Below are 24,899 nucleotides of genomic sequence, written 5' to 3'. Positions count from 1 at the left end.
GCACGTAGCCAGAAAGGTCCCGCGAGCATCGATCGCCAGATATTTGCCATGACACGCGGGCGCTGGTCACACCACCCGGGCAGGAAGGGTGGTATGACCGGATAACGAACCGATCTCGTCCGGGAGGTGATATGCGAAAGTCAAGTTGCTTGTCCTGTGAATCCACCACCGACCACTGCCACGGCACTCTGATCGTGCACGTCAACCGGATCGCCGAATGCACTGACGAGGAGTGCATCGATCTGAACCACGCCCGACACACCTTCGTCGTCGATTGCGGGGCCCTTGCGGGCAGCTGCCGGTGCATAAGGGCCGACGTGGCCAGCCGGCCCAGCTGAGCAGTTCCGTACCCTGTGCCGGGTGAGTTATGACCACGTCTTGCTGCCATCCGGTGTCGCGTCGTCGATCGCTGAGGTCGACGCCTACCTGAGTACCCAGCAGGGGGTCCCCGAGTCGGGAGTGGTCGCCCAGATCGCGGCTGAGCTGGACAGACGCAACGCGGAACTACCGGATGAGGACGGTTTCCTCAGCACTGTTCCGGTGGGCGGCGCCCCGACTGGAGCAGTGTTGTACGTGCCGTGCCCATACGACGCCATCGGCTTCGTCCGCCACCTCCTGTTCGAACTCGCGACGCCGCGTGGCTATGCCGTCTACGACCCGCAGCTGGCCTGGCTGATGGATCCCGCGGGTCACGTGCCTGCCACCGTCACCCACGGGGGCGCGGGCGAGTTTCCCTACCTCACCAAAGCGCTCGTCGACCAGTGGGTTTCCGAACTCGACCCGCCGAACCCCTACCTGGTCGTCGAACGCGGCGAACAGTTCTACATCCAGACCTACCGAGAGAAGTCGGGCGCGTACACCCTCGAATACCGCGACGGGTCCCCCGACAAGCATTTCAGCACCACCGTCCCCGACCCGGCTACCGTAGCCAGCCTCATCTGGGGCTGGGCCAACGACGACCGCACTCGCCTGCAAACCCTCCCTTGGACCCGCCTCGAACTGTGACACATCGCCGCGCACCGTTGCTCGGCACTACACCCTGAGCGGGGATTCCCCGAGCAACGGTGCGAGACCGCTTCGACTTCGATCCGCTACGACTCGGCCGTGAACGGCGCCTTCTACCTGTCGCTCACGGTTCCGTACGGCCAGGCGGTCGGCGAAGGTGTGGCGGCGGGCCCGAGCCCAGGTTCCGCGGGTTACAGCGCGCGGCGCCCCGACAGCGCACGACCGAGCGTCAGCTCGTCGGCGAACTCCAGATCACCGCCCATCGGCAGGCCGGAGGCCAGCCTGGTCACGCTCAGTCCGGGGAAGTCGCGCAACATCCGGACCAGGTAGGTGGCGGTGGCCTCACCCTCGGTATTCGGGTCGGTCGCGATGATCACTTCGGTGACGTCGACGCCGTCCTCCTGATTTCCGATACGCGCCAACAACTCCCGGATCCGTAGCTGGTCGGGTCCGACGCCGCTGAGCGGATCGAGCGCGCCGCCGAGCACATGGTAACGACCACGAAACTCCCGGGTGCGCTCGATCGCCTGCACGTCCTTGGGCTCCTCGACCACGCAGATCATGGTGCGGTCACGGCGCGGGTCGGCGCAGATACGGCACAGCTCGCCGTCGGAGACCGTGCCGCACACCACGCAGAACTGCACGCCGTCGCGCACCTTCTGCAGCGCGGCCTGCAATCGATCGATCTCCGGCGGCTCCACTTGAAGGAGATGAAAGGCGATGCGTTGCGCGCTCTTCGGACCGACGCCGGGCAGTTTGCCCAACTCATCGATCAGATCCTGAACCGGACCCTCGTACAACTGCTGTGTCCTCGCTCAGAAACCGGGCAGCGAACCGCCGCCGAGGCCGCCAGAGAGCGGCCCGAGCCGTTCGGATGCGAGCTGCTGCGCGTTGGCCATCGCGTCGTTGATCGCGCCGATCACCAGATCCTGCAGGGTCTCCACATCGTCGGGGTCGACCGCCTTCGGGTCGATGGTCAGCGACACCACTTCACCGGTCGCCTTGATGGTGACCTGCACCAGGCCACCGCCCGACGCGCCCTCCACCTCGGTCGCCGCGATATCGGCCTGGGCTTCCATCACCGCCTGCTGCATCTGCTGCGCCTGGGCGAGTAACTGCTGCATATCGAATTGACCACCGGGCTGCACGGGATGTTCCTCTCTGCGGATGGGTTATCGGCCAGCCTAGTCCTGCCGCACCGGGCCTTCGGCGCGGCATCGGCCGCGCCGGCCCGCCGGTCGAAGACCCGCACGGTCTTGGTTTCTTCCGCGCAACGCCTGGTAACAGATTGGGTAGTCCGGGTTATGCCCGACCAAGATCGTCTCTACGATCGAAAGGTGGGTCGGGAGACCAGTTTGGCAATTGTGGAGACAAAGCGATGAGTACATACCGAGCACGTCTGCTGAGCACTCTGGTGCTCACGCTGGGCGCGCCCACCATCTTCCTCGGCGTCAGCGGCCCTGCGGCCTCCGCCGACCCGGCTATCACTCAGACCGCCGTGGACTACGGCGACGGCTGCGTGCTCTACCCGGACGACAAGGCTATGACCGTCGACTCGCTGCGTTTCCGGTGCTCGGCCGACCAGCAGCAGCTCATTTTCCGCGATGCGCCCCTCGGCGCCGTCCCGATGGGCAGGAAGGACGGCTGGGTAACCAGCCCGCCGGTCATGGAGGACATCGCGCCTGGGCTGTGGCTCGGCAAGATCTTCTACACCGGCCCCGATGGTGGTTACCTGACGAACCGCGTCACGAGCGCGGGCATCGAGGCCTGGCAGGCCGACGTCTACAGCGCGCCCGCCCTGACCGACGGCCAACCGGCCTGGGCGCTCGACTACTCCCCGTCGCCCACGCCGCCGGTCTACGACGAGATCCGCGAGGTCACACCCGGCGTCTGGTTCGGCTACTCATGGTGGCGCGGCGCGCTCCAGACCACCCGGTTGCTCACCTTCGCCCTCGCCTAGCGAACCGCCGTTCTCGACCATCCCGTAGGGGAGGGTGTTGGCTGGGGCCATGACAGCGACCGTCCCGATCGGGGAGTTCTCCAGGCTGAGTCAACTCACAGTGAAGACGTTGCGGTATTACCACGAGATCGATTTGCTCACGCCGATCGACGTCGACGCGAGTTCGGGCTACCGGCGGTACTCGACGGCGCAGGTGGCGCAGGCGCAGCTGATCCGGCGGCTGCGGGGGTTGGACATGCCGCTTCCGGAGATCCGGGCCGTGCTCGCCGCGCCGGACGAGGGCGTCCGCGACGAAGCGCTGCGAGCGCATCTGGCGCGGATGGAGGCGGAACTGACCCGCACCCGCGTAGTAGTGGCGTCGTTGCGTGCGCTGCTGTCGCCGTCACCGCCGATCACCGTGGCGTACCGCACTGTCCCCGCGTTCCGCGCCGCCGCCGTCGGCGCCGTGGTGCCACAGGTCCGGATCGGCGACTGGTGCGCCTCGACGTTCCCGATGCTGTATCACAAGCTGGCCGCGGCGGATATCGCGCCTGTCGGCGTCGCCGGCGCGACGTATTCCACGGAGTTCTTCGAGGAAGACGAAGGCGAGGTCGTCGCATTCATCCCGATCGCCGACGCGGATACTGCACTGCTACGCGGACTTTCGGTGGTCGACTTGCCGACTCGCCGTTTCGCCGTCGCCGTGCACGACGGGCCGTTCGTCGATTTCGACCGCACCTACGGGGCGCTGGGCAGTCATGTTGCCGAACACGACATCATGCTGCCGGAGCCGATCAGGGAGCTCTATCTGCACGGCCCGGACCATTCCGACGATCCGGCTACCTACCGGACCGAAATCTGCTGGCCGATCGGCCTGCGGTGATCAAGGAGACCCTCTGGCGCAGCGCAGGACAGCCCGGCGCCATCGCGGCGCCGGGCTGTCGACGTACTCGGCGGATCAGGCCAGTTCTCGTTGCAGGTTCGCGAGCACCTCGGCCTGAATCTTCTTCAGACCCAGCGGCGCGAAGATTCCCTCGAAGATGCCCGCGACGCCGCCCGCGCCCTTCCAGGTGGTACGCAAGGTGACCTGCGCGCCGGGGCCGTCCGGCGTGACGGTCCAGGTGTTCACCAACGTAGAGTTCGAATCACGCTCGGTGACAACGGAATCCGACACCGATACCACCGCGTGCACGTTGCGCGAACGCTTCTCGGTAGCCTGCAACGTCCACTCCGCGACGGTACCCGCACCCTTTCCGCCCTCGACCACCTTGTAGTCGCGGTAGTGCGCGGAAAGAATGCGCGGGCGCACCGTGTCGTAGTCGACGATGGCCTCGAGTACGCGCTGCGGATCCGCCGCGACGACGAGCGAACTACTGGCGCTGACCTGTCCCACAATGAGCTCCTTGTCCGGATGCGGTGTCTCGACCGGTCTCCATCCTGCCCTGTCCACGCCGAAGGAAAGCACGTAGGGCACGCCTCGTGGCGAACTTATCCGGACAATTCGTATTCCATTTCGCAACATATGCGTGACATTTCTCCCGGGAGCGTGCCCTAGTTGTAGCCCCGCCATATGGTCCGTACTAGCGTCGAGGGGTGGCAGTGAGTCTGTTGGGGAAGGCCGGACACGCACCGGCCGCACGCGAATCAGGATTTGCCGCGCATCGAGCGGGCGTAGACCGCCTTTTGGCGAGTTACCGCGCCATACCCGAGCACGCCAACATCCGGCTGGCGAAAAAGACTTCGAACCTTTTTCGGGCCAGAACAAAGAACACCGCACCCGGACTTGATGTATCGGGCCTGACCAAGGTCATCGCGGTGGACCCGATCGCGAAGACCGCCGACGTGGCGGGCATGACCACCTACGAGGAACTGGTGGCGGCCACCCTCCCGTACGGGCTGGCGCCGCTGGTCGTTCCGCAGCTCAAGACGATCACGCTGGGCGGTGCGGTCACCGGACTCGGCATCGAGTCCACCTCGTTCCGCAACGGCCTGCCGCACGAGTCGGTGCTGGAAATGGATGTGCTAACCGGGGCGGGCGAAATCCTCACCGCCACGCCGGACAACGAACACGCCGATCTGTTCCGCGGTTTCCCGAACTCCTACGGCACGCTGGGCTACACCGTCCGGCTGAAGATCCAACTGGAGCAGGTGCGGCCGTACGTCGCCTTGCGGCACGTGCGCTTTCACGATCTGCGCGAGCTGGAGGCGAGTCTCGCGGCGATCGTCACGGACAGGTCCTACGACAGCGAACAGGTCGATTACCTGGACGGCGTGGTATTCACCGCCGACGAGAGCTACCTGACGCTCGGTCGGCAGACCGACGAGCCCGGTCCGGTCAGCGATTACACCGGAATGGAGATCTTCTACCAATCGATACGGCACGACGCCGCTGCGTCTTCCGGCGGCTCCACAGGCATCGAACACGACCGGCTGACCATCCACGATTATCTGTGGCGCTGGGACACCGACTGGTTTTGGTGCTCGCGCGCCTTCGGCGCGCAGAACCCGAAGATCCGCCGATTCTGGCCGAAGCGCTACCGGCGCAGCAGCTTCTACTGGAAGCTGGTGGCGCTGGACCGCAGGTACAACATCGGCGACAGGCTGGAGGCTCGGAAGGGCAATCCGCCGCGTGAGCGAGTGGTGCAGGACATCGAGGTGCCGGTGGAGCGCACTGCCGACTTCGTCGAATGGTTCCTTCGCGAGATTCCGATCGAGCCGATCTGGCTGTGCCCGCTGCGGTTGCGCGACACCGGAAAATCAGTGGAAGGCCGCGCTGCGCTGGATGTGTCCACTTCGCGGACGTGGCCGCTGTATCCCTTGGAGCCGAACCGGACCTACGTGAACGTCGGGTTCTGGTCGGCCGTCCCCACCGTCCCCGGGCAGCGAGAAGGAGCGGCCAACCGCGCGATCGAGCGCACGGTGAACGACTTCGACGGGCACAAGTCGCTGTACTCGGATTCCTTCTACGACGAGGATGAGTTCGCGGCGCTGTACGGCGGAAACACCTACACCGAACTGAAGAAACGCTACGACCCAGACCAACGCTTGCTGGATTTGTATTCGAAGGCGGTGCAACGCAAATGACGACATTCAAGGACCGTTCCGACGTCTTCGCGGACCTCGGAGCCAAGCTCAGCATTGCCGAGATCTTCGAGACCTTGATCGAGGGCACGATACCGATCCGGCTGACGGCCTACGACGGCAGCGCGACCGGACCGGAGGATTCGCAGTTCGCGCTGGACATCAAGACGCCCCGCGGCATCAACTACCTGGCGACCGCCCCGGGCGATCTCGGCATGGCCCGTGCCTACATCTCGGGCGACATGACCGCCAGCGGCACGCATCCCGGCGACCCATACGAGATCCTGAGGGCGTTGGACGAGCTGAAATTTCGCCGACCGTCCGCGTTGGCGCTGGTGGCCATCGCGCGCTCGCTGGGCTGGGAGCGGCTGAAGCCGATAGCCCCGCCCCCACAGGAGACCCTGCCGCGTTGGCGCCGCATCGCGATGGAAGGTCTGCGCCACTCCAAGACTCGCGACGCTGAGGCCATCCACCACCACTACGACGTCTCGAACACCTTCTACGAGCACGTGCTCGGCCCGTCCATGACCTACACCTGCGCAGTCTACGGCGACGAGAGCTGGTCACTGGAGGAGGCGCAGGAGAACAAGTACCGCCTCGTCTTCGAGAAGCTGCGGCTGAAGGAAGGCGACCGACTGCTCGACATCGGATGCGGCTGGGGCGGCATGGTGCGCTACGCGGCCGAACGCGGCGTCCGGGTCATCGGCGCGACGCTATCGGCCGAGCAGGCGGACTGGGCGCGGCAGAAGATCGCCGAGGACGGCCTGTCCGAACTCGCCGAGGTGCGCCACTCCGACTACCGCGACGTGCCGGAGGGCAATTTCGACGCGGTGTCCTCGATCGGTCTCACCGAGCACATCGGCGTGCACAACTACCCGTACTACTTCGACTACATCAAGAGCAAGCTGCGGGACGGCGGCCTGTTCCTGAACCACTCCATCACCCGCCCGGACAACACGCGCGCCACAAAGGCCGGTGACTTCATCGACCGCTACGTGTTCCCGGACGGCGAGCTGATCGGTTCCGGCCGGATCATCTCCGAGATCCAGAACATCGGGCTCGAGGTGCTGCACGAGGAGAACCTGCGCGAGCACTACGCGCTGACCCTGCACGAATGGTGCAAGAACCTGGTCGCCAACTGGGATGTTTGCGTCGACGAGGTCGGCGAGGGAACCGCGAAGGTCTGGGGTCTGTACATGGCCGGTTGCCGACTCGGCTTCCAGCGCAACGTGGTTCAGCTGCACCAGGTGCTCGGCGTGAAGCTGCCCGAGGACGGCGACTGGACCGTGCCGCTACGCCCATGGTGGCGGCCGTAATTCAATAGGCCTCGCTGCCCGCCCCGTTCAGGACTTCATCCAGGAACAGGGCGGGCAGTTCGGTGTCACCGACGTGGGTCGCCGCCGCAGGCAGATCGCTGCGCAGCACACGCAGGATGCCGACCACACCGGACCCCGCGTCCAGCAGCGGCCTGGTCCAGCCGAGGCCGGCGCAGGTCGCCACGACGGGAAGCAGCAGGTTGGTGGCCTCACCGACCCAACCGGAGGCGGCCAGACATTCGGCGAGGAGCAACGCGGCATCCAATTGGGCGCGCGGCCGGTGTTTTTCGAGCATATGACCGTGCAGCGCGCGAGCTCTGCGGACCGCCCGGTCATCGGAGCCGACCCGCCGTTGGGCGAGCAGCGCCCTGATCGCGGCGATCTCCTCCGCCTCGGCAGCGAGCACGGCCGCACCGGTCATGCGGTGGATCGCAGGCAGCGGCGCCGACTCGGTGATGTCCGCGTACTGCCGGTCGGCGGCGTCCAGCGGGAGACCCAGCCGCAGCCGTTCGGCGCGAATGTGCGCGCCGAGCCGGACCAGCCGATTGTCGACGGCGATGCGGGCGCCCTCGTCCAGCCTGGTGGCCGCGGTGTAAAGGTCGCCACGCACCGCCTTGACCCTGGCACCGACGACAAAGGTGGAGACGAGAAAGTCCACGGTGCCCACCCGGGTGACCAGCTCGTGGCTCTCATCGAGCAGCCGATCCGCGGTGTCGAGGTCGCCACGCCGGTAGGTCACTTCGCCGAGCAGGGCAGCGGCGACGCGCGCCGAGTGTGAGTGCGGGCCAGAACGCGCCCGCGCGGTCTCCCATGCCTGTCGGAAGCACTGGGTGGCCGTCTTGATGTCGAGCTGTTCATAGGCGGCATCTCCTTGGCAGCAAAGACCGAAGACCATGCCCAGCACGTCTTTCGAGCGCACGTGGTATTCCTCGGCCCATACCTGTATCTGCCGCGCACCCTCGAAGTCGAACTCGCACAGCCGCACGAACGAGGACACGTTCGCCGCGGTCGACACCGTCCAGGCGGGCAGCTCCTCCGGACGCTCCAGGCAGTCGGCTACCCGATCCAGCACACCCTCGGTGTGGTCGCGGGCGATCTGGTCCGTCGCGGCAAGGACCATCGCCTCACAGCGCTGGACATGCACGTCGGCGTCGGTGGACGAACCGCGGGCCAGAATGTTCGACAGCCTGCCGAGCGCGTTGCGCGCCGCGCCGGACTGCTGCAGGTTCACGTTGGCCCTTGCGACCGCCATCAGCAGTTTGGAGCGCGAAGCCACCTGCTGCATCGGCAATTTCGACACGCTGCCGAGCAGCGTGGCGAGGCGGGATCCGTCGATCAGGTCCATGCCGACGCTCTCGAGCAGGTCGAGCGCCATCTTCAGATCGGTCGCGGCCAGCGCGTGATCGACCGACTTGCGCAGCAACTGATGCTCGGCGTACCAGCGGCAAGCCTTGCGGTGCAGTGACTTCAGCCTTCCCGGGTGGACGCGGTCCAGCCGCGTCCGCAGGTGCTCGGCGAACAGCGGCTGCATCCGGAACCATTCGGGGTCGTGCTCGATGCGCCGCACGAACAACTCGCGCTGTTCGGCCTGCTCCAACAGCTGTTCGGCGTCCGCCTCGCCGGACAGTGCCGCGGCGAGCGAAGCGGATACCCGCTCGGTCACCGCGATCGACATCAGGAACTCGAGCATCTTCGGTTCCAGGGCGTCGAGGACGTTCTCGGCGAGATACTCACGGATGCCGTGGTCGCCCGCGGAGAGGGTAGCGATCAGCTGCGCCGGATCGGCGTTGCCGCGCAACGACAGACTCACCAGCTGGATGGCCGCGGGCCAACCGTCGGTGGCTGTGTGGATCTCGGTCACCTGCTCGGCGGTGAGCGCGAATCCGTTGCGCTTCACCAGGATCTGCCACGTCTCGTCCTCGGTCAGGCGCAGCGCGGCCGAGCTGATCTCGACCAGCTCGTCCTGCACCCGCATCCGGCTCGTCGGCAGCCCGGACTGCTCCCTGCTGGTTACCACAAAGCGCAGATGATGGCAGCCATTGTCCAGCAGGGCGTTCATCGCGCGGTGCGCGCCCGCGTCACTGACCCGATGCCAGTCGTCGACGATCACCACGATCGACTTGCCACTCGCGTGGATCTCGTCGATCAGCGTGGAGATCACGAACGCGGAGGCGTCGGCAGGGCGTTCCTCCAGCACTTGGAGCAGGCCGTCGCCGATGTCGGGGCGGACCCGGCGGATCGCTTCGATGAGGTGGGCGAGAAACCAGATCTCGTTGTTGTCGTCGTGATTCACGCCGATCCAGGCGACGGCCACGTCCTGCTCGGCGAGTTCGGCCCGCCATTGCGCGGCCACCGTGCTCTTGCCGAATCCGGCGGGGGCGTGGATCATCGCGAGCCTGCGGCGGCCTCCCGCACGCAGAATGGCGAGCAGGCGCGGTCGCGGCATCGGCTCGCGAGCGGGTGTCGGCGGACGGAATTTCGTCGCGGGCGTCGGCGGCATCGTGATCGACGACGTGCCTGTGGCGCCGGAATGCTGCGAGACCGCGGGCCGCAGCGTCAGTGGCCAGCTGCGCCGCGCCGTGACGGCGGGACGGGTACGGGTCAACGTTGCCGTTGGCTCGCCGACAGAGGTGGGCTCGGGTTCGGGCGTGGTGTCCAGCAGCGCCATCTCGTCGGGCAGCTGGTCGTGGTCACGTTGCACGGTCCGCAGCAGTTCGCCGAACTCGTAGGCGGTGGACGGGCGGTCGCGCGGATTCGGGGACATGGCGTGTTCGATGACGGCGGCCACGTCCGACGGAATGTCCTGGTCGCGCAGGTCGGGTACCGGCTGGGTGGTGATTCGCAGAAACTGCGCGACCACCCTCTCCCCCGCCTGCCTTTCGAAGGCAGCGTGCCCGGTGAGCAGCGCGAACAACGTGGAGCCGAGGCCGTAGATGTCGGAGCGGACGGTCGGTTCGTCGCCCTTGAGCACCTCCGGCGCGGTGAACGCGGGCGAGCCGGTGATCAGACTGCTGGACGTGCGGAACCCACCGGGAATGCGGGCGATGCCGAAATCGGTGAGCTGCGGCTCGCCGTAGCCGCTGAGCAGGACGTTGGCCGGTTTCACGTCCCGGTGCAGTACTTCGGCTCGATGCGCGCTCTCGATCGCACCCGACAGCTTCACCCCGGCCCGCAGCGAGTCGGCCCAGGTGAGCGGGCCCTGATCCCGAATGAGCTGTTCCAACGACCCGCGGTTGAAGTACGGCATCACGATCAGCGGCATTCCGGTGGCGGTGACGCCTACCTGGAGAATGTCGACGATGTTCGGATGACCGGACAGCCTGCCCATCGCTTGCTCCTCGCGGAGAAAGCGCTCCCTGCTCTCCTGGTCGATCTCCGAGGAGAGCACCTTGACCGCGACCACACGGTTCAGCGAGGTCTGGATACAGCGGTATACCACTCCGAACCCGCCGTGGCCGATCTCCACCGCACCGGACAGACCCATCGCTTCGAGCTCGTCGCCCATATCGACGGGCTCCTGACTTTGTGTATTCGCTTCGCCCGCAGTCGATCCCGTGCCCACCCTGCCCGACCGCATCTGTGGATTCATGTGATCACCTCGAACTCACATCGAATCGGTGTCGCCGGCGACCAGCTCCGCGCCGACGTCGAACATCCCGGGCAACCCTTTGGTGTCCGATTTGTCTGCGCATACTCCAACGTAGCGCGGCGCGGGATTTCGTGGGAGATGTTTCGAAATAGGACAAATTCATAGTGGCTGACCAGGATGTTCGAGCTGGTCAGCGCCCTGCGGAGGCTTGGATTCCGGCGTGAACACCACACCGGCTATTCCCTCGAACGGTGCGAGGTGCTGTTCGACTGATTCACTCGCGCGACAGCCGCCTACCAGGCCGACGCCGAAGACCCGCGCCGGACCGTCTAACCGACAGCAAGGGCGATGACCTGGGTAATCTGTCCAGCGGCGAAGTTGTTGTCGCTCACCAGTACCAGGGTCCGCTCGCCGGAGGGCAGGCGCGGACCCCAGGTCATGCCCTCGATGTTGTCGATCGCGGCGAGCCCGACGTCGGTAAGGTCGACGAGCAACCGCTTGGCCACCGGACGTGCGGCGCCGATCGGCGCGTCGAGGACGTTGGTCGCCGCGCCCAGATCCGCCTCGTAGATGCGGATTTTGTTGCCGACGCCCTTGACGTAGGCCCTTTCGAGCACAAGGAGTTCGGTCGGGTCCAGCGGGTCGGCGGCCAAGATGGACGAGATCCCGTTCGTGCCGAGGCCGGGCTCGGGACGCGACTCGGCGAACACCGGATCCATCGGATACACGTATTGGGCGAGCGGCGGTCCGAAGCGCGCCTGGACGGTGATCCGGGCGAGCGCGCCACTGGTCGTGGTCGCCACCGGTCCGTCCCCTAGCAGCGGACCCTCCATCGACGTCAAGAACAGTGCACCCCCGGCGGCGAAGGTCGCGCCCTCCAGCGCCAGGTTCTGCCGCGGCCCCGCATTCGGCAGCATCCGTTCGTCGCCCGGGATCGGCAGGTCACCCGCGAACGTGCCGTCGGGCCGCGCGATCCGCACCGAAGGGTCCGCGCGGACAGTTTCGGTCCGTGCGCCCTCCTGCGTCCAGAAGTAGTCGCCGGTCCACGGATCGACTCGGATCTCCTCCGGATCCACCGACTTCGGGGCGTAGGGGGTCCCTGTCGATGTCAAGAGCGGGCGTGTGCCGGTGATCGTCACCGGGCCCACCCCGTTCTCGCCGACCGTGACGTGTGCGGTGTAGTACCGCGCCGGGTCTTTCTCGGACCCGTCATCGCTGATCAGGACATACTCGCCGGTACGCTCCTGGTAGTCGATCCCGGACAGGCCACCCACCGTGGTTCCCGCGATGTTCAGATCGTGCTCGATCACCTGCTCGCCGAGCAGCCGCACCGACGGGCCCGCCGCCGGATCGGCGGCGGCCTGCGGCACCGTCACAGCGGGGGCTGACACGAACGCGAGGGCACAACTGGCGACCAGGATGCGGCGGCTACGACTCGACACGGCTCTCAACGTATCCGCAAGGGCGCACGCGACGGAAAATCTGCCGATCACCCACCCGGAGAACAGCGAAAGCCCGCCACCGCGAAAAGCGATGGCGGGCTTTTGACGTCTGGTTCGCGCGAAGACTACTTGCGCAGCGAGGCAGGAACCTCGAAGCGCTCGCCGTAGGTCTTGGCGAGGTAGTCGGCGCGGGCCACGAAGGCCTCCTGCCCGCCCGGGTAACCGACGATGTACTGATGCACACCGCCGGTCCAGGCCGGGAAGCCGATGCCGAAGATCGAGCCGATGTTGGCGTCGGCGGTCGAGGTCAGCACACCCTCGTCGAAGCACTTCTGGGTCTCGATCGCCTCCGCGAACAGCATGCGGTCGATCAGATCCTGCAGCGGGACGCTGAAGTCCGCCGTGGTCTTGAAGTGCTCACGCAGCCCGGGCCACAGACCGGTGCGCTTGCCGTTCTCGTCGTACTCGTAGAAGCCCGCCTTCTCCAGACGGCCCGGACGCCCCTCGGACACCATGTAGTCGATGACGTCCTGCGCCGGGTGACGCTTGGCGCCCATGGTGGTGTCGCCCGACTCGGCGGCCTCCTGGGTCTCCTTGGCGATCTTCTGCATGAGCTTCATGTTCAGCTCGTCCGACAGCTGCAGCGGCGCAGCCGGGTACCCCGCCTGCAGCCCGGCCTGCTCGATGGTCGCGGGCTCGATGCCCTCGTTGAGCATGGCGATCGCTTCGTTGACGAAGGTGCCGATCACACGCGACGTGAAGAATCCGCGGCTGTCGTTGACCACGATCGGGGTCTTCTTGATGGCGAGTGTGTAGTCGAACACCCTGGCCAGCGCTTCGTCCGAGGTCTTCTCACCCCTGATGATCTCCACCAGCGGCATCTTGTCGACCGGCGAGAAGAAGTGGATGCCGATGAAGTCCTGCTGGCGCTGCACGCCGGCCGCGAGACCGGTGATCGGCAGGGTGGAGGTGTTCGAGCCGAGCAGCGCATCGGGGGTGACGACGTCCTCGATCTCCTGGAACACCTTGTGCTTCAGCTCGGTGTTCTCGAAGACGGCCTCGATGACGAAATCGACACCGGCGAAGTCGGCCGCGTCCGCGGTCGGCTTGATCCGGTCCAGCAGCGCCTTGGACTTCTCCTCGGTGGTCTTGCCGCGGGAGAGCGCCTTTGCCTCGATCTTCTCGGAGTAGTTCTTGCCGCGCTCGGCCGCCTCGATCGAGACATCCTTCAGCACGACCTGGTAGCCCGCCTTGGCGGAGACGTACGCGATGCCTGCGCCCATCATGCCCGCGCCGAGCACGCCGACCTTCTTGATCTCCTTCTTCGGCACGTCCTTCGGCCGCGAACCACCGTTGTTGATGGTCTGCAGGTCGAAGAAGAACGCCTGGATCATGTTCTTCGCGACCGGGCCGGTGAGCAGGTGCACGAAGTAGCGGGACTCGATCAGCGAGGCGTTGTCGATGTCGACCTGCGCGCCCTCGACCGCGGCCGACATGATGGCGCGCGGGGCGGGCATGTTCGCGCCCTTGATCTGCTTGCGCAGGTTGGCCGGGAAGGCGGGCAGATTCGCCGCGAACGCGGGCGAGGACGGGGTGCCGCCGGGGATCTTGAAGCCCTTGACGTCCCAGGGCTGCACGCCCTTGTCCGGGTTGGCCTTGATCCACGCCTTGGCGGCAGGCACCAGCTCATCGACGGAACCGACGAGCTCGTCGACCAGGCCGATCTCCTTGGCCTTGGCCGGCTTGTTGCGCTGGCCCTGCAGCAGCACCTGCATCAGGGCGTTCTGCAGACCCAGCATGCGCACAGTGCGGATGACACCGCCACCGGCGGGCAGCAGGCCGAGGGTGGCCTCCGGCAGACCGATCTGCGAACCCGGCACGTCGGCGGCGATGCGGTGGTGCGTGGCCAGCGCGATCTCCAGGCCACCGCCGAGCGCGGCGCCGTTGATGGCTGCGACGACCGGCTTGCCCAGCTGCTCCAGGCGCCGCAGCGGTCCCTTGATCTCGCTGAGTTCCGCCATCAAGGCCCGTGCGTCATCCGGGCCGACCTTCATCATGTTCTTCAGGTCGCCGCCGGCGAAGAAGGTCTTCTTCGCGGAGGTCACGACGACACCGGTGATGGTGTCCTTCTCCGCCTCGAGCCGGTCGACGGTGACGGCCATCGACTTCTTGTACAGCTCGTTCATCGTGTTGGCGCTCTGGTTCGGGTCGTCCATCGTCAACGTCACGATGCCGTCCGAATCCTGCTCCCAACCGATCATGTTGGTTTCACTCACAGCTCTATGTCTCCTTGTTGATTAGCGGCCTTCGCGAGCCCTCCGTGGTTACGCAGGCTGCCGCCTCCGGGCTCATCGCTCACGCCGCGTGTTGATTAGCGGCCTTCGCGAGCCCTCCGTGGTTACGCAGGCCGCCGCCTCCGGGCTCATCGCTCACGCCGCGTGTTGATTAGCGGCCTTCGCGAGCCCTCCGTGGTTACGCAGGCCGCCGCCTCCGGGGCCCATCGCTCACGCCGCTGTGAATTCTCAACTGCCGGTTGGGGATCAGACCCGCTCGATGATGGTGGCCACGCCCATGCCGCCGCCGATGCACAGGGTGATCAGCGCGTAGCGGCCGTTGCGGCGCTCCAGCTCGTCGACCATAGTGCCGGTGATCATCGCGCCGGTCGCACCGAGCGGGTGGCCCATCGCGATCGCGCCGCCGTTCACGTTCAGCTTCTCGTCCGGAACCTTCAAGTCCTTCTGGAACTTCAGCACCACGGACGCGAACGCCTCGTTGATCTCGACCAGGTCGATGTCATCGAGCGTCAGGCCGGCCTTTGCCAGCGCCTTCTTGGCGGCCGGGGTCGGACCGGTCAGCATGATGGTCGAGTCGGCGCCGCTGGTGGCGGTCGCGACAACGCGCGCACGCGGGGTGAGACCGGACGCCTCGCCCGCTTCCTCGCTACCGACGAGCACGAGCGCGGCACCGTCGACGATGCCGGAGCTGTTACCGCCGTGATGCACGTGGTTGATCTTCTCGACGAAGTAGTACTTCTGCAGCGCCACCGCGTCGAAGCCACCCATCTCACCGATCACGGCGAAGGACGGCTGCAGCTTCGCCAGGTCCTCGGCCGTGGTGCCGGGCCGCATGTGCTCGTCCTTGTCCAGCACGATGATGCCGTTCTGGTCCTTGACCGGGACGATCGACTTGGCGAAGTAGCCGCCGGTGGTGGCCTTGGCGGCCAATTCCTGCGAGCGCACCGCGTAGGCGTCGACGTCGTCGCGGTTGAAGCCTTCGATGGTGGCGATCAGGTCGGCGGACACACCCTGTGGAACAAAGTAGGTGTCGTAGTTGGTGGCCGGGTCGAGCGCCCACGCGCCGCCATCCGAACCCATGGGCACGCGGGACATGGACTCGACGCCGCCGGCGAGGACCAGATCGTCGAAGCCGGAGCGCACCTTCTGCGCGGCCAGGTTGACGGCCTCGAGACCGGAGGCACAGAACCGGTTGAGCTGGAAGCCGCCGACGGTGTCGGGCAGTCCGGCCACGGTCACCACCGTGCGGGCGATGTCGGCGCCCTGGTCACCGACCGGCGCGACAACGCCGAGAATCAAGTCGGAGATCCGATCCTCGTCGAGGTTCGGGAAGCGGCCGCGCAGCTCCTGGATCAGACCAACAGTCAAGTCGATCGGCTTGACCGAGTGCAGTGAGCCGTTCTTCTTGCCGCGGCCGCGCGGAGTGCGGATGGCCTCGTAAATGTAGGCCTCTGTGGTCATATCGGAGTGTTCCTTCCTTAAAGGTGCGGCGGCCGGACCCTCGTCCGTCCGGGCGCTCTGTGCGGCAACACCGCGTGCTGCGGCATGGCTGCGGCTGACCTCATCGACCGGTCGTGCGACCGACCGTCCTGACGCTGTACAAAACAGGGCAAGCAACAGCGAACGCATGTTCCCGGTCGCCCGTACGCCTGGGCCCACCATAGAACCTCGTCATACCGAAGCTCACGGCCACCCGTTCATACTACCGGCGATGTGCGAACTCCGGTTAACTTAACGTCGTCGGAGCGGTGGTTGTCAACCATCCAATCGTGTGGCACCGAGCTCACTCTTCAGCAATTCGAGAGCGACCTCGTCCGGATCACGCCGGTCGCCGGGAGCCACCGGATCCGCCGCGGCGGCCAGCATCTCTTGCTCCTCCTCCGGCGTCGAGGCGGGAACGACCCCGTCGGTGTCCCATCCTCTGCCGGCCCCGACTTCGTTTCCGCTCGCAGCGGCATCGAATGGCGCGGAGTCCGCGGGGCCGGGATCGTCCGGCAGATCGGGGTAGTCGGGTGGTGGAATATCGTCATCTCCGCCGAACGGACGTGAGTCGGAGCGACCGGGGCGCGACCTGCCGGCACCGGCCGGCTGGTCCCCGCCTGCGTTCCTGGCCTGACTCGGGCGCGAATAACGTGGCGGCGCGGCGGCATCCGAACCACGTCCCGCCACGTTGCCCGATTCACGTCCAGAGGCTTGGTTGCCCGCCGATCCGCGCGGCCGGTTCCCCCCACCGCCGGACCGGGGCGCCGCGGCGGGCCGCGGCGCCGCACCACCCGCTTCCCAGCGCACCTCATGGTCGCGACCGAGCACAGCACGCACCGCCGACCGCACCGCTTCCACATTCCGCGGATCAGACAATCGCTGCGCCAGTGGGGCGTGCTGATGTGCGAACACGATGACATCGCCCTCGACGCGCGACACCGACGCGCCTGCCAGCATCGCCTGCACGGCCGCGCCGAACTCGCGCACCGTGGTGCGAATCTCCGCCCAGGCGGCTTCCACCTCACGCAGCAGGTCACCGCTCTGCGCGACGGGTTCCGGTCGTCCGGGTTCGTGCGTCGAGCGAGCTTCCGCAGGTGCGGTATGCGCGGACCCGGCAGTCGACGGCGTGGCCCGATCCGCCGATGCGGTAATCGCCTCCGCGGCCTGCGCAGCGGACGTACCCGTCGGCTGGGCGTTCGCGACGGACGAAGGACCCTCAGCCGCATCGCCTGCGGAAATAGGCTGCACCGCCGCGGAGTCCGGGTTATGGACAGCGGGAGGACGGCGACTCGCGCCCGATTCGGAGCCGACGGGTGCCGATCCGGATCGTTCGGCTGCTGCTGCGGAACCACCTGGAGCGTCCGCGGAGTCGGCCACCGAACCGGGGTGGGCGGCTACAGGTCTCGACTCGGTGGACATGGCGGGTCCGCCTGGCGACGAAAGCGCCGCGCTACTTCCGAATGAACCACCCGATGCGTCCGGCGCGGCACCCGACGAACCCGGTCCGGTGGTAGCGGCGGCATTCCGACCACCCTCCGCTCCTACGACCGGCGACGGGGATACACCGACCTGTGCGGATCGACCGTCTTCCTGCTCGGGACCATCACTTCGAACGTCAGACGCGCTGCCAGCCGGCTCCCCGGTGGCGGCCCCGCCACCAGCCGAGGACACGCCGGACGCACCACGACCGGCGGATCCGAGATGCGTCCCACCCTCTGCGGAATCCTCGCCAGCGATAGGCACTGTGCGATCAACAGGTCCGGTATCGACAGACGCCGCGGCACCGCCAGACGCCACACCACCGGGACCGTCGGACTGTGCCGTACCGCTCGTAGGCACCGCAGCACCGATGGGCGGGCTATCGCCAACCGACGCGGCACCACCGGTTCCAGTAGCATCCGCCGACGCGGCGGACCCGGCAGCCGAGGCCGTACCGGCAGGCGAGTTGCCGCCCTGGTTCTCCCGGCGAATAGCAGCCAGTGCCTCCGCGCCGCGGCGCCGCGTCGGATCGGACGGCGATGCGCTCGCAGGCGCCGGCCGGGCAGGCGCCGGAGACGCGGCCGCGAGGGCGCCGCTCGCGACCCCCCGCTCCAATCGTTCCAGGCGCTGCAGCGTGGCGGATTCGGCGTCGGAGACCGAGGGCAGCAGCATGCGAGCGCAGACGACCTCGAGCAGAAGTCGGGGCGCGGTGGCACCGCGCATCTCACCGAGCCCTTCGTGCAACAGCTCGGCGTAGCGGGTCAAGGTGGCCGAACCGAGACGCTCGGCCTGATCGCGCATGCGGTCGAGCACGTCGCCGGGGCCGGTGACCAAGCCGCGATCGGTGGCATCGGGCACCGCGCGCAGCAGGATCAGGTCACGGAAGCGGTCGAGCAGGTCGACGGCGAAACGGCGCGGGTCGTGTCCCGCCTCCATCACCCGATCCACCGTGCCGAACAGCGCCGCCCCGTCGTCGGTGGCCAAGGCCTCGACGGCGTCGTCGATCAGCACCACGTCGGTGACGCCGAGCAGAGACACCGCGCGGGAGTAGGTGACGCCCTCCGGGCCCGCGCCGGCCACGAGCTGGTCGAGCACACTCAGGCTGTCGCGCGGCGAACCACCGCCCGCGCGAATCACCAAGGGATATACCGCTTCTTCGACCGGCACGTGCTCCTGCTCGCAGATCCGGCCCAGCAGCCCGCGCATGGTCGCCGGTGGCAACAGCCGGAACGGATAGTGGTGCGTGCGCGAGCGGATGGTGGGCAGCACCTTGTCCGGCTCGGTGGTCGCGAAGATGAAGATCAGGTGGGCGGGCGGCTCCTCGACGATCTTCAGCAGCGCGTTGAAGCCCGCGGTGGTGACCATGTGCGCCTCGTCCACGATGAACACCCGGTACCGGGACTCGGCGGGGGCGTAGAAGGCGCGGTCGCGCAGTTCACGGGTGTCGTCGACACCGCCGTGGCTCGCGGCGTCGAGCTCGATTACATCCAGGTTGCCCGGACCACCGGGACCGAGCGCCACGCAGGACGGGCAGACACCGCATGGCGTCGAGGTGGGACCCTGCACACAGTTCAGCGACCGGGCGAGAATGCGCGCCGAAGAGGTCTTGCCACAGCCCCGCGGACCGGAGAACAGGTAGGCATGACTGATTCGTCCCGTGTCGAGCGCGATACTCAGCGGGTCGGTGACGTGCTCCTGACCCACCACCTCAGCGAATGTTGCCGGTCGGTACTTTCGGTACAGAGCCACGGCCAGAGGTTACCGGCGAGCACCGACAAAGAACATTCCCGCCCGGAGCGGCTCGGTACGGGCACATTACCACGGCATATGTGATCCAGATCACAGGATGCGCCGTGACTTCTTTTACCTACCTCTCCGGCGATAAAGAAGGCAACGCGTCAGCAACCACCCATAGCCGCCAACCGAACCGGGGCGTTTATCACCGCGCCCGCCCTCCTAGCGCGAAAACATGTACTCACGCCCCGCTTCGCCGCAAGTTTGTGGACATAACGAAAAAGTCACCATTGGTGACATAAGCGCAATCGTCTGGCTAACGTGGCAGTCGGCAACTTCGGTAGCCAAACCTTCATCAGGTTGGTGACCCCGGCCGGTCCCTCATCCCGACCGGGGCACAACCACCGAGTTCGGCCCACGGTGACCAGAACCAATTCCCACACTTCCACCGGAGGAAATTCCACCGTGCCGTCGTGTGACGACATCGCCGCCGCCTGGCTGTCCAGTACCGATTTCGCAGGCGATCACTCCGCCGTCGCCCTGTTGAGCCGGGCGATCAGCCCGCAGGACTTCGCGATCAAGCGTGATTCACTGCCGGTGACCGCCGCGGCCGACCCGGCCACCGCCGCCGCCATTCTCGAACTCCTGGAACGCGGTCAGGTGCCCACCATCGCCGCGATCCACACCCTGACCACTCAGAACGAGATGCGCCGCGAGGCAGAGCGCATCGAGCGGCTCGGGCGGCGCGCCCAGCGCAGCATCGACGACTTCGGCCGGGTACTCGCCAGACTGGCCGACGCGCACTGGACCTCGCACGGCATCGGGCCGACGCGCCGCGACGTGCTGTGCTCCGAGCAGATCATGACCCTGATCCGCACCCGCATCGGCAATATCGCACCATCGGCCGTGAAGCACCTCTGGCTGATCGAGCGGGCGCAGCGCGCAGGCTGGATCGCCTCCAATGCCAATCCGGGATCCCTCTGTGCCGCAAGGCGTTTCCACGCCGCGCAGTACGGCAACCGGGTGTCGCTGCGTCCGGTCAACACCATCGGCACCGCGGTCGCGGCCTACCTCAACGACTACCTGGCCGAGCACGGACGCCCGCCGCGCTGGTCGGTGGTCACGCAGGAATTGCGCGACGACCGAGGCCGCCGGATCTTCCACAACACCGCCGACGCCCGCGCTCAGCAACTCTGGTTGACCACGGCGGAGTGGGTGACGATGCACGACGACTCCCCCGTCCCCGGCCGCAGGGGACTTCGGGCAATCCGCAAGTCCCGCTGCTGACCCTGCGGCGCATCCCGGTCTCTCGACACCCATAGGTTAACGGCGTTAGTCTAACGTCGTTAACCTATCGAGCGGAGCGCCCCGATGCTGACCCGGATAGCCCGATTCACCACCCGATTCCCCCGTGCCGTGCTCGCAGCCGCGTTCGCTCTCGCCGTGCTGTGCGGCATCTTCGGCGCAACCGCGGCCGCGCATCTGAAGTCCGGCGGATTCACCTCGGAGGACGCCGAGTCCGTACGGGTGGTCCAGCTGATCGCCGACAACTTCGGCGGCGCCGCGCCCAATTTCGTGCTGCTGGTCAGCTCCGACGCCGGCGCGAACGATCCCGCTACCAAGGCAGCGGGAATCGGGCTGACCGACACTCTGAAAGCGCGCGCCGACGTGGAGGGCGTCCAGTCCTATTGGACCGCCGCGCCGCCGCTGTCCACCGCTTTACGCAGCGGCGACGGCAAGAGCGCCCTGGTGGTCGCCTTCCTCACCGGAGACGAATCCCACGTCCAACAGACCGCGGGCGAGCTGACCGATCAGCTCGCCGGAACCTCCGACGGCGTCACGGTCCGCCAAGGCGGCATCGCCGCGATCTACCACGATGTGACCAAGCAGACCACACAAGACCTCGCCCTCGCCGAAGGCGTGGCGTTGCCGCTGGTGATGATCGTGCTGATCCTGGTGTTCGGCAGCGTGATCGCCGCCGCGCTGCCGCTGGCGATCGGCTTGTTCGCGATCGCGGCGACGCTGGCCATCCTGCGCTTGTGCACACAGTTCACCGATGTCTCGATCTACGCGCTGAACATGACGACTGCCATGGGGCTCGCGCTGGCCATCGACTACAGCCTGTTCATTGTGAGCCGCTACCGGGAGGAACTCGGCAACGGTCTCGACCCGACCACGGCCACCATCCGCGCCGTGCAGACCGCGGGACGAACCGTGCTGTTCTCCGCGCTCACCGTCGCCCTCTCGATGGCCGTGCTGAGCGTGTTCGACCTGTACTTCCTCAAGTCTTTCGCCTATTCGGGCGTCGCCGTGGTCGTCGCGGCCGCGGCCGCCTCGATCCTGATCCTGCCCGCCGCGCTCGTGCTGCTCGGCCATCGGGTCAACGCCCTCGATCTGCGAGTTCCCCTGCGTCGGCTGTTCCGTCCCGGCACGCCGGCGCCGGCCACGCCTGCGCCGGAGGAGACCCGCTGGTACCGAACGGTCTCCGCGGTGATGCGGCACGCGGCGCCGGTCGCTGTCGTGCTCATCGTGGTGTTGCTCGCGCTCGGCGCACCGTTCCTCTCGGTGAAGTTCGGCTACCCCGACGACCGGGTGCTCCCGGTCAGCGCGGCCAGCCGTCAGGTCGGCGACGCATTGCGCAGCCAGTTCCCACAGGCGGACCCGGCTGCCACTACTACGATCGTGTTGGACGGCTACCGCGGCGATACCGCGGCGATCGGCGCGTACGCCGCCGAGTTATCCGAGGTGGACGGCGTGCCCGCGGTGCAGTCCAGCGCCGGGATCTACGTCTCTGGGTTCCGTCTCGGGACGGCCACGCCCGGTATGGCCAATGACACGGGGACCTACCTCAACGTCGCCACCGAGCTCGACCCATTCTCCCCTGCGGGTGAGCGGCAGCTGCAAGCGATCAGGGCGGTACCCGCGCCTGGTCCCGCGCTCTACGGCGGCGCCGCCGCGATCAACGCCGACTCGCTGGACGCACTGGCCGCCCGGCTGCCGCTCGCGGGCGCGCTGATCGCGCTGACCACCTTCGTCGTGCTGTTCCTGTTCACCGGAAGCGTCGTGCTTCCGCTCAAAGCGCTTGTGCTGAATACTCTTTCGCTCGCCGCCGCGTTCGGTGCGATGGTATGGGTGTTCCAGGATGGCCACCTGTCCGGGCTACTGGGCTTCACCCCGGTCGGCTATCTGGTGCCGACCATGCCGATCCTGATGTTCTGCTTGGCCTTCGGCCTGTCGATGGACTACGAGGTGTTCCTGCTCTCGCGGGTGCGAGAGGAGTGGCTGGCCGGGCACGACAACACCCGCGCGGTCGCGATCGGCGTCGCCCGCACCGGCCGCATCTTCACTGCGGCCGCCGTGCTGATGGCTATCGTGCTGGGTGCCCTTGTCACCTCCAAGGTGTCGTTCATGCAGTTGATGGGGCTCGGCCTCACACTGACCGTGCTCGCTGACGCGACAATCATTCGCGGCCTGCTCGCACCGGCGCTCATGCGTCTGCTCGGCCCGGCGAATTGGTGGGCGCCGCAACCGCTGGCCCGCCTGCACGCCAAGATCGGACTGACCGAGAGCGACCGGACGTCCGCGACACCCGATCTCGAAACCGCGGATCGCCCGTGATCGGCTCGCACCGGCCACGGTCGCCGCGCGGCTCCGGAGCCCGGCTACGCGAGGAGATCCTGCGCGCCACAGCTGACCTGCTCGCACGCACCGGTGCCGCCGAGGCGGTGTCGATCCGCGCGGTGAGCGAGCTGGTCGGGGTGAGCGCACCGTCGATATACCGGCACTTCGCGGACAAGGACGAGCTCATCGAAGCCGTCGTTGCCCAGGTCTTCGAGGACCTCGCCGAGGCGTTGCGGACCGCCACCGATCCGGCGAGCTCGCCGATGACCCAGCTGCGTGACCAGGGCATGGCCTACGTGCGGTTCGCCCTCGCGCATCCCGAGCAGTACCGGCTGGCGACCGCGGCCACGAAGAGCGGAGGCGCGGTCGACCAAGTGCTCACCAGCGGAGCGTTCCAGCATTTCGCGGCTACCGTGCACAAGTGCATGGACGAGGGGACGATGGCACCGCGCGATCCGCTGCCCGTCGTGCTGGAACTCTGGTCTGTCGCCCACGGCATCGCTTCCTTGCTGATCGCCAAGCCCTACCTGCCCTGGGGCGACGCGGAAGCGGCCGCGTCGCGCGTGATGGGCGCCGCGTGTATCGGATACAGCGTGCTCGACCTGATCGGCGAGGACCTGCCGACACCAGAAGCGGTTACCGCCTGGCTCGGCCGTTTACGGCACCACGGTTCCCCCACCTGACCTGCAATGTGCCTCCGCTCGACGGTACGGCCGGAAGTGACCGTTCGGGCCGCGCCGTATCGGCGAGGGTCACTTCGGCCGCCTACCCACCGACCGTCCGCACCACGCCGAGGACGATCAGGAGCATTGATCACGTCGGAGCGGCGGCCTACGTGGTTGTCGGAAGGCCGTGATTGCGCTCGACGCGGACGAGTGGCGCCATCACCTCAGTTCACCTCGCCCGCGGATGCGGTGAACGTATTGCACTGGGCCGCACGGTTTTTGTCCAACCCCGTCTCGAACCACTGGCCGCCGTTCTCGGATGTGCCGTGGTCGCGCATGTCGCCTGCCTGGTCACCACGACCGTACGCGTCCTTACGGGCCAAGGTGAGTTGCGGGTTGGTCAGCGAGCCACCTCTGGCCGAGGACGCGAGGTACATGCCGTCGAAGCAGTTGGCCTGCAATTCGACTCGGCGGGACAACTCCAGTCCCTTGGCGCTGCGCGGGCCCACGTCGGCCCGATCACTGTTGGCCTTGCGCAGAATGCCGGACATCGCCTGCACGTGGTGTCCGTACTCGTGTGCGAAGACCGACAGGTAGACCACCCAGTTGTCCTTGAAGTAGTCGGTCTGCAGCTGGCTGATCGGCATATAGATGGTTTTGTTCGCCGGGCAGTAGAACGCGGCGAAATTGCTCGTCGACCCGGTACACGGCGTCGTGATGCCCGTCGTGGTCGCGCTGACATTCAGCGCGGGCGGCTGGAACGGCAGATTCGCCTTTCGCAACACCGGTTTCCACGCCACCTCCAGGCATGACGCGGCGCTTTCGAAGAACTTGCGGGCGGCGTCGACCTGCGTGCCCCACGGGGAGTAGGCGCACCGCGCCGGGAGCAGCGTCACGTTCGGGTCTGTGAGCAGCGGGTTGCTGCCCGTCTCGGCCGGACCCGCCGAGCCGTCTGGTTGAGGAGCGAAAGTGAAGGTGGGCTGCGGACCGGACGGGCCGCTGTTGTTCCGTCCGACCGAGATCGCGTTGCGCACCAGCCCTCCGGCGACGAGGAACACGACGACGATCAACAGCGCCACCCATCCACCGCCACCTCGTTTGCGTGGCGGCGGATACGGCGGTCGACCGGGCGGACCGTACGGCATCGGCGGCGGCATCTGCGGGCGATAACCCGGTGGTGGACCGTAAGCGGGCGGCGAATAACCGGGCGGCGGACCATATCCCGGCGGCGGACCGTACGCCGGTGGTGAAC

At 67.1% G+C, this 24,899-nt stretch carries 17 protein-coding genes; 8 read left to right on the top strand and 9 right to left on the bottom strand.

The features are described from left to right. Nucleotides 1-360 precede the first annotated feature (360 nt). Nucleotides 361-1,005 (top strand): hypothetical protein, encoded by a 645-nt coding sequence (locus OH799_RS25915; RefSeq protein ID WP_406269066.1) that lies wholly within the window; start codon nucleotides 361-363, stop codon nucleotides 1,003-1,005. Nucleotides 1,006-1,196: 191 nt separating this feature from the next. Here OH799_RS25915 and recR read toward each other — a convergent pair whose 3' ends face one another. Continuing rightward, nucleotides 1,197-1,805, bottom strand: coding sequence for a recombination mediator RecR (gene recR, locus OH799_RS25910; RefSeq protein ID WP_357268297.1), 609 nt, complete (start codon nucleotides 1,803-1,805; stop codon nucleotides 1,197-1,199). A gap of 15 nt (nucleotides 1,806-1,820) precedes the next feature. Then, complete coding sequence (locus tag OH799_RS25905) at nucleotides 1,821-2,153, bottom strand: YbaB/EbfC family nucleoid-associated protein (protein WP_357268295.1); 333 nt, start codon at nucleotides 2,151-2,153, stop codon at nucleotides 1,821-1,823. A gap of 230 nt (nucleotides 2,154-2,383) precedes the next feature. Between OH799_RS25905 and OH799_RS25900 the strand changes: the two genes are divergently transcribed. Beyond that, nucleotides 2,384-2,965 (top strand): hypothetical protein, encoded by a 582-nt coding sequence (locus OH799_RS25900; RefSeq protein WP_406269062.1) that lies wholly within the window; start codon nucleotides 2,384-2,386, stop codon nucleotides 2,963-2,965. A 49-nt stretch (nucleotides 2,966-3,014) separates the two neighbouring features. Next, complete coding sequence (locus OH799_RS25895; protein WP_406269059.1) at nucleotides 3,015-3,827, top strand: MerR family transcriptional regulator; 813 nt, start codon at nucleotides 3,015-3,017, stop codon at nucleotides 3,825-3,827. A gap of 75 nt (nucleotides 3,828-3,902) precedes the next feature. Here OH799_RS25895 and OH799_RS25890 read toward each other — a convergent pair whose 3' ends face one another. Next, a complete protein-coding gene (locus OH799_RS25890; RefSeq protein WP_357268290.1) occupies nucleotides 3,903-4,337 on the bottom strand; it encodes an SRPBCC family protein in 435 nt (144 codons plus the stop codon). A 206-nt stretch (nucleotides 4,338-4,543) separates the two neighbouring features. Between OH799_RS25890 and OH799_RS25885 the strand changes: the two genes are divergently transcribed. Then, nucleotides 4,544-6,028, top strand: coding sequence for an FAD-binding oxidoreductase (locus tag OH799_RS25885; RefSeq protein ID WP_406282564.1), 1,485 nt, complete (start codon nucleotides 4,544-4,546; stop codon nucleotides 6,026-6,028). Then, a complete protein-coding gene (locus OH799_RS25880; protein ID WP_406269056.1) occupies nucleotides 6,025-7,341 on the top strand; it encodes a class I SAM-dependent methyltransferase in 1,317 nt (438 codons plus the stop codon). The genes OH799_RS25885 and OH799_RS25880 overlap by 4 nt, the downstream gene beginning before the upstream one ends. 1 nt (nucleotide 7,342) lies before the next feature. Here OH799_RS25880 and OH799_RS25875 read toward each other — a convergent pair whose 3' ends face one another. The 5 genes from OH799_RS25875 to OH799_RS25855 form a co-directional block, all read right to left on the bottom strand. After that, on the bottom strand, nucleotides 7,343-10,846 hold the full coding sequence (locus tag OH799_RS25875; protein ID WP_406269053.1) for a protein kinase domain-containing protein: 3,504 nt from the start codon (nucleotides 10,844-10,846) through the stop codon (nucleotides 7,343-7,345). 413 nt (nucleotides 10,847-11,259) lie between these two features. Continuing rightward, complete coding sequence (locus tag OH799_RS25870; protein ID WP_406269050.1) at nucleotides 11,260-12,372, bottom strand: esterase-like activity of phytase family protein; 1,113 nt, start codon at nucleotides 12,370-12,372, stop codon at nucleotides 11,260-11,262. 125 nt (nucleotides 12,373-12,497) lie between these two features. Further along, complete coding sequence (locus OH799_RS25865; protein WP_406269047.1) at nucleotides 12,498-14,648, bottom strand: 3-hydroxyacyl-CoA dehydrogenase NAD-binding domain-containing protein; 2,151 nt, start codon at nucleotides 14,646-14,648, stop codon at nucleotides 12,498-12,500. A 264-nt stretch (nucleotides 14,649-14,912) separates the two neighbouring features. Further along, nucleotides 14,913-16,127 (bottom strand): acetyl-CoA C-acetyltransferase, encoded by a 1,215-nt coding sequence (locus OH799_RS25860; protein ID WP_406282561.1) that lies wholly within the window; start codon nucleotides 16,125-16,127, stop codon nucleotides 14,913-14,915. A gap of 294 nt (nucleotides 16,128-16,421) precedes the next feature. After that, entirely contained in the window at nucleotides 16,422-19,376 is a 2,955-nt protein-coding gene (locus OH799_RS25855; RefSeq protein ID WP_406269044.1) for a DNA polymerase III subunit gamma and tau, read from the bottom strand. 450 nt (nucleotides 19,377-19,826) lie between these two features. On the opposite strand from OH799_RS25855, the gene OH799_RS25850 reads away from it, so the two are divergent. The 3 genes from OH799_RS25850 to OH799_RS25840 all read left to right on the top strand — a co-directional run bounded on the left by OH799_RS25850 (nucleotide 19,827) and on the right by OH799_RS25840 (nucleotide 23,665). Further along, the gene (locus tag OH799_RS25850) at nucleotides 19,827-20,648 is read left to right on the top strand and encodes a hypothetical protein (RefSeq protein ID WP_406269041.1); all 822 of its coding nucleotides are present in this window, start codon (nucleotides 19,827-19,829) and stop codon (nucleotides 20,646-20,648) included. A gap of 84 nt (nucleotides 20,649-20,732) precedes the next feature. After that, the gene (locus OH799_RS25845) at nucleotides 20,733-22,979 is read left to right on the top strand and encodes an MMPL family transporter (protein ID WP_406269038.1); all 2,247 of its coding nucleotides are present in this window, start codon (nucleotides 20,733-20,735) and stop codon (nucleotides 22,977-22,979) included. Beyond that, entirely contained in the window at nucleotides 22,976-23,665 is a 690-nt protein-coding gene (locus OH799_RS25840) for a TetR/AcrR family transcriptional regulator (RefSeq protein ID WP_406269035.1), read from the top strand. The genes OH799_RS25845 and OH799_RS25840 overlap by 4 nt, the downstream gene beginning before the upstream one ends. 206 nt (nucleotides 23,666-23,871) lie before the next feature. On the opposite strand, the gene OH799_RS25835 is transcribed toward OH799_RS25840, so the two are convergent. Then, the gene (locus OH799_RS25835; protein ID WP_406269032.1) at nucleotides 23,872-24,726 is read right to left on the bottom strand and encodes a neutral zinc metallopeptidase; all 855 of its coding nucleotides are present in this window, start codon (nucleotides 24,724-24,726) and stop codon (nucleotides 23,872-23,874) included. Nucleotides 24,727-24,899: the final 173 nt, after the last annotated feature.

This window comes from Nocardia sp. NBC_00881 (assembly GCF_045207455.1).
Taxonomy (GTDB): Bacteria; Actinomycetota; Actinomycetes; order Mycobacteriales; family Mycobacteriaceae; genus Nocardia.
This window is presented reverse-complemented; position numbering and strand designations above follow the sequence as displayed.

Bases quoted from the DNA above. Each gene is read 5' to 3' on its own strand.
- OH799_RS25900 (WP_406269062.1), top strand. From the start codon at position 2,384: ATGAGTACATACCGAGCACGTCTGCTGAGCACTCTGGTGCTCACGCTG.
- OH799_RS25895 (WP_406269059.1), top strand. From the start codon at position 3,015: ATGACAGCGACCGTCCCGATCGGGGAGTTCTCCAGGCTGAGTCAACTC.
- OH799_RS25880 (WP_406269056.1), top strand. From the start codon at position 6,025: ATGACGACATTCAAGGACCGTTCCGACGTCTTCGCGGACCTCGGAGCC.
- OH799_RS25875 (WP_406269053.1), bottom strand. From the start codon at position 10,846: ATGGGCGACGAGCTCGAAGCGATGGGTCTGTCCGGTGCGGTGGAGATC.
- OH799_RS25860 (WP_406282561.1), bottom strand. From the start codon at position 16,127: ATGACCACAGAGGCCTACATTTACGAGGCCATCCGCACTCCGCGCGGC.
- OH799_RS25845 (WP_406269038.1), top strand. From the start codon at position 20,733: ATGCTGACCCGGATAGCCCGATTCACCACCCGATTCCCCCGTGCCGTG.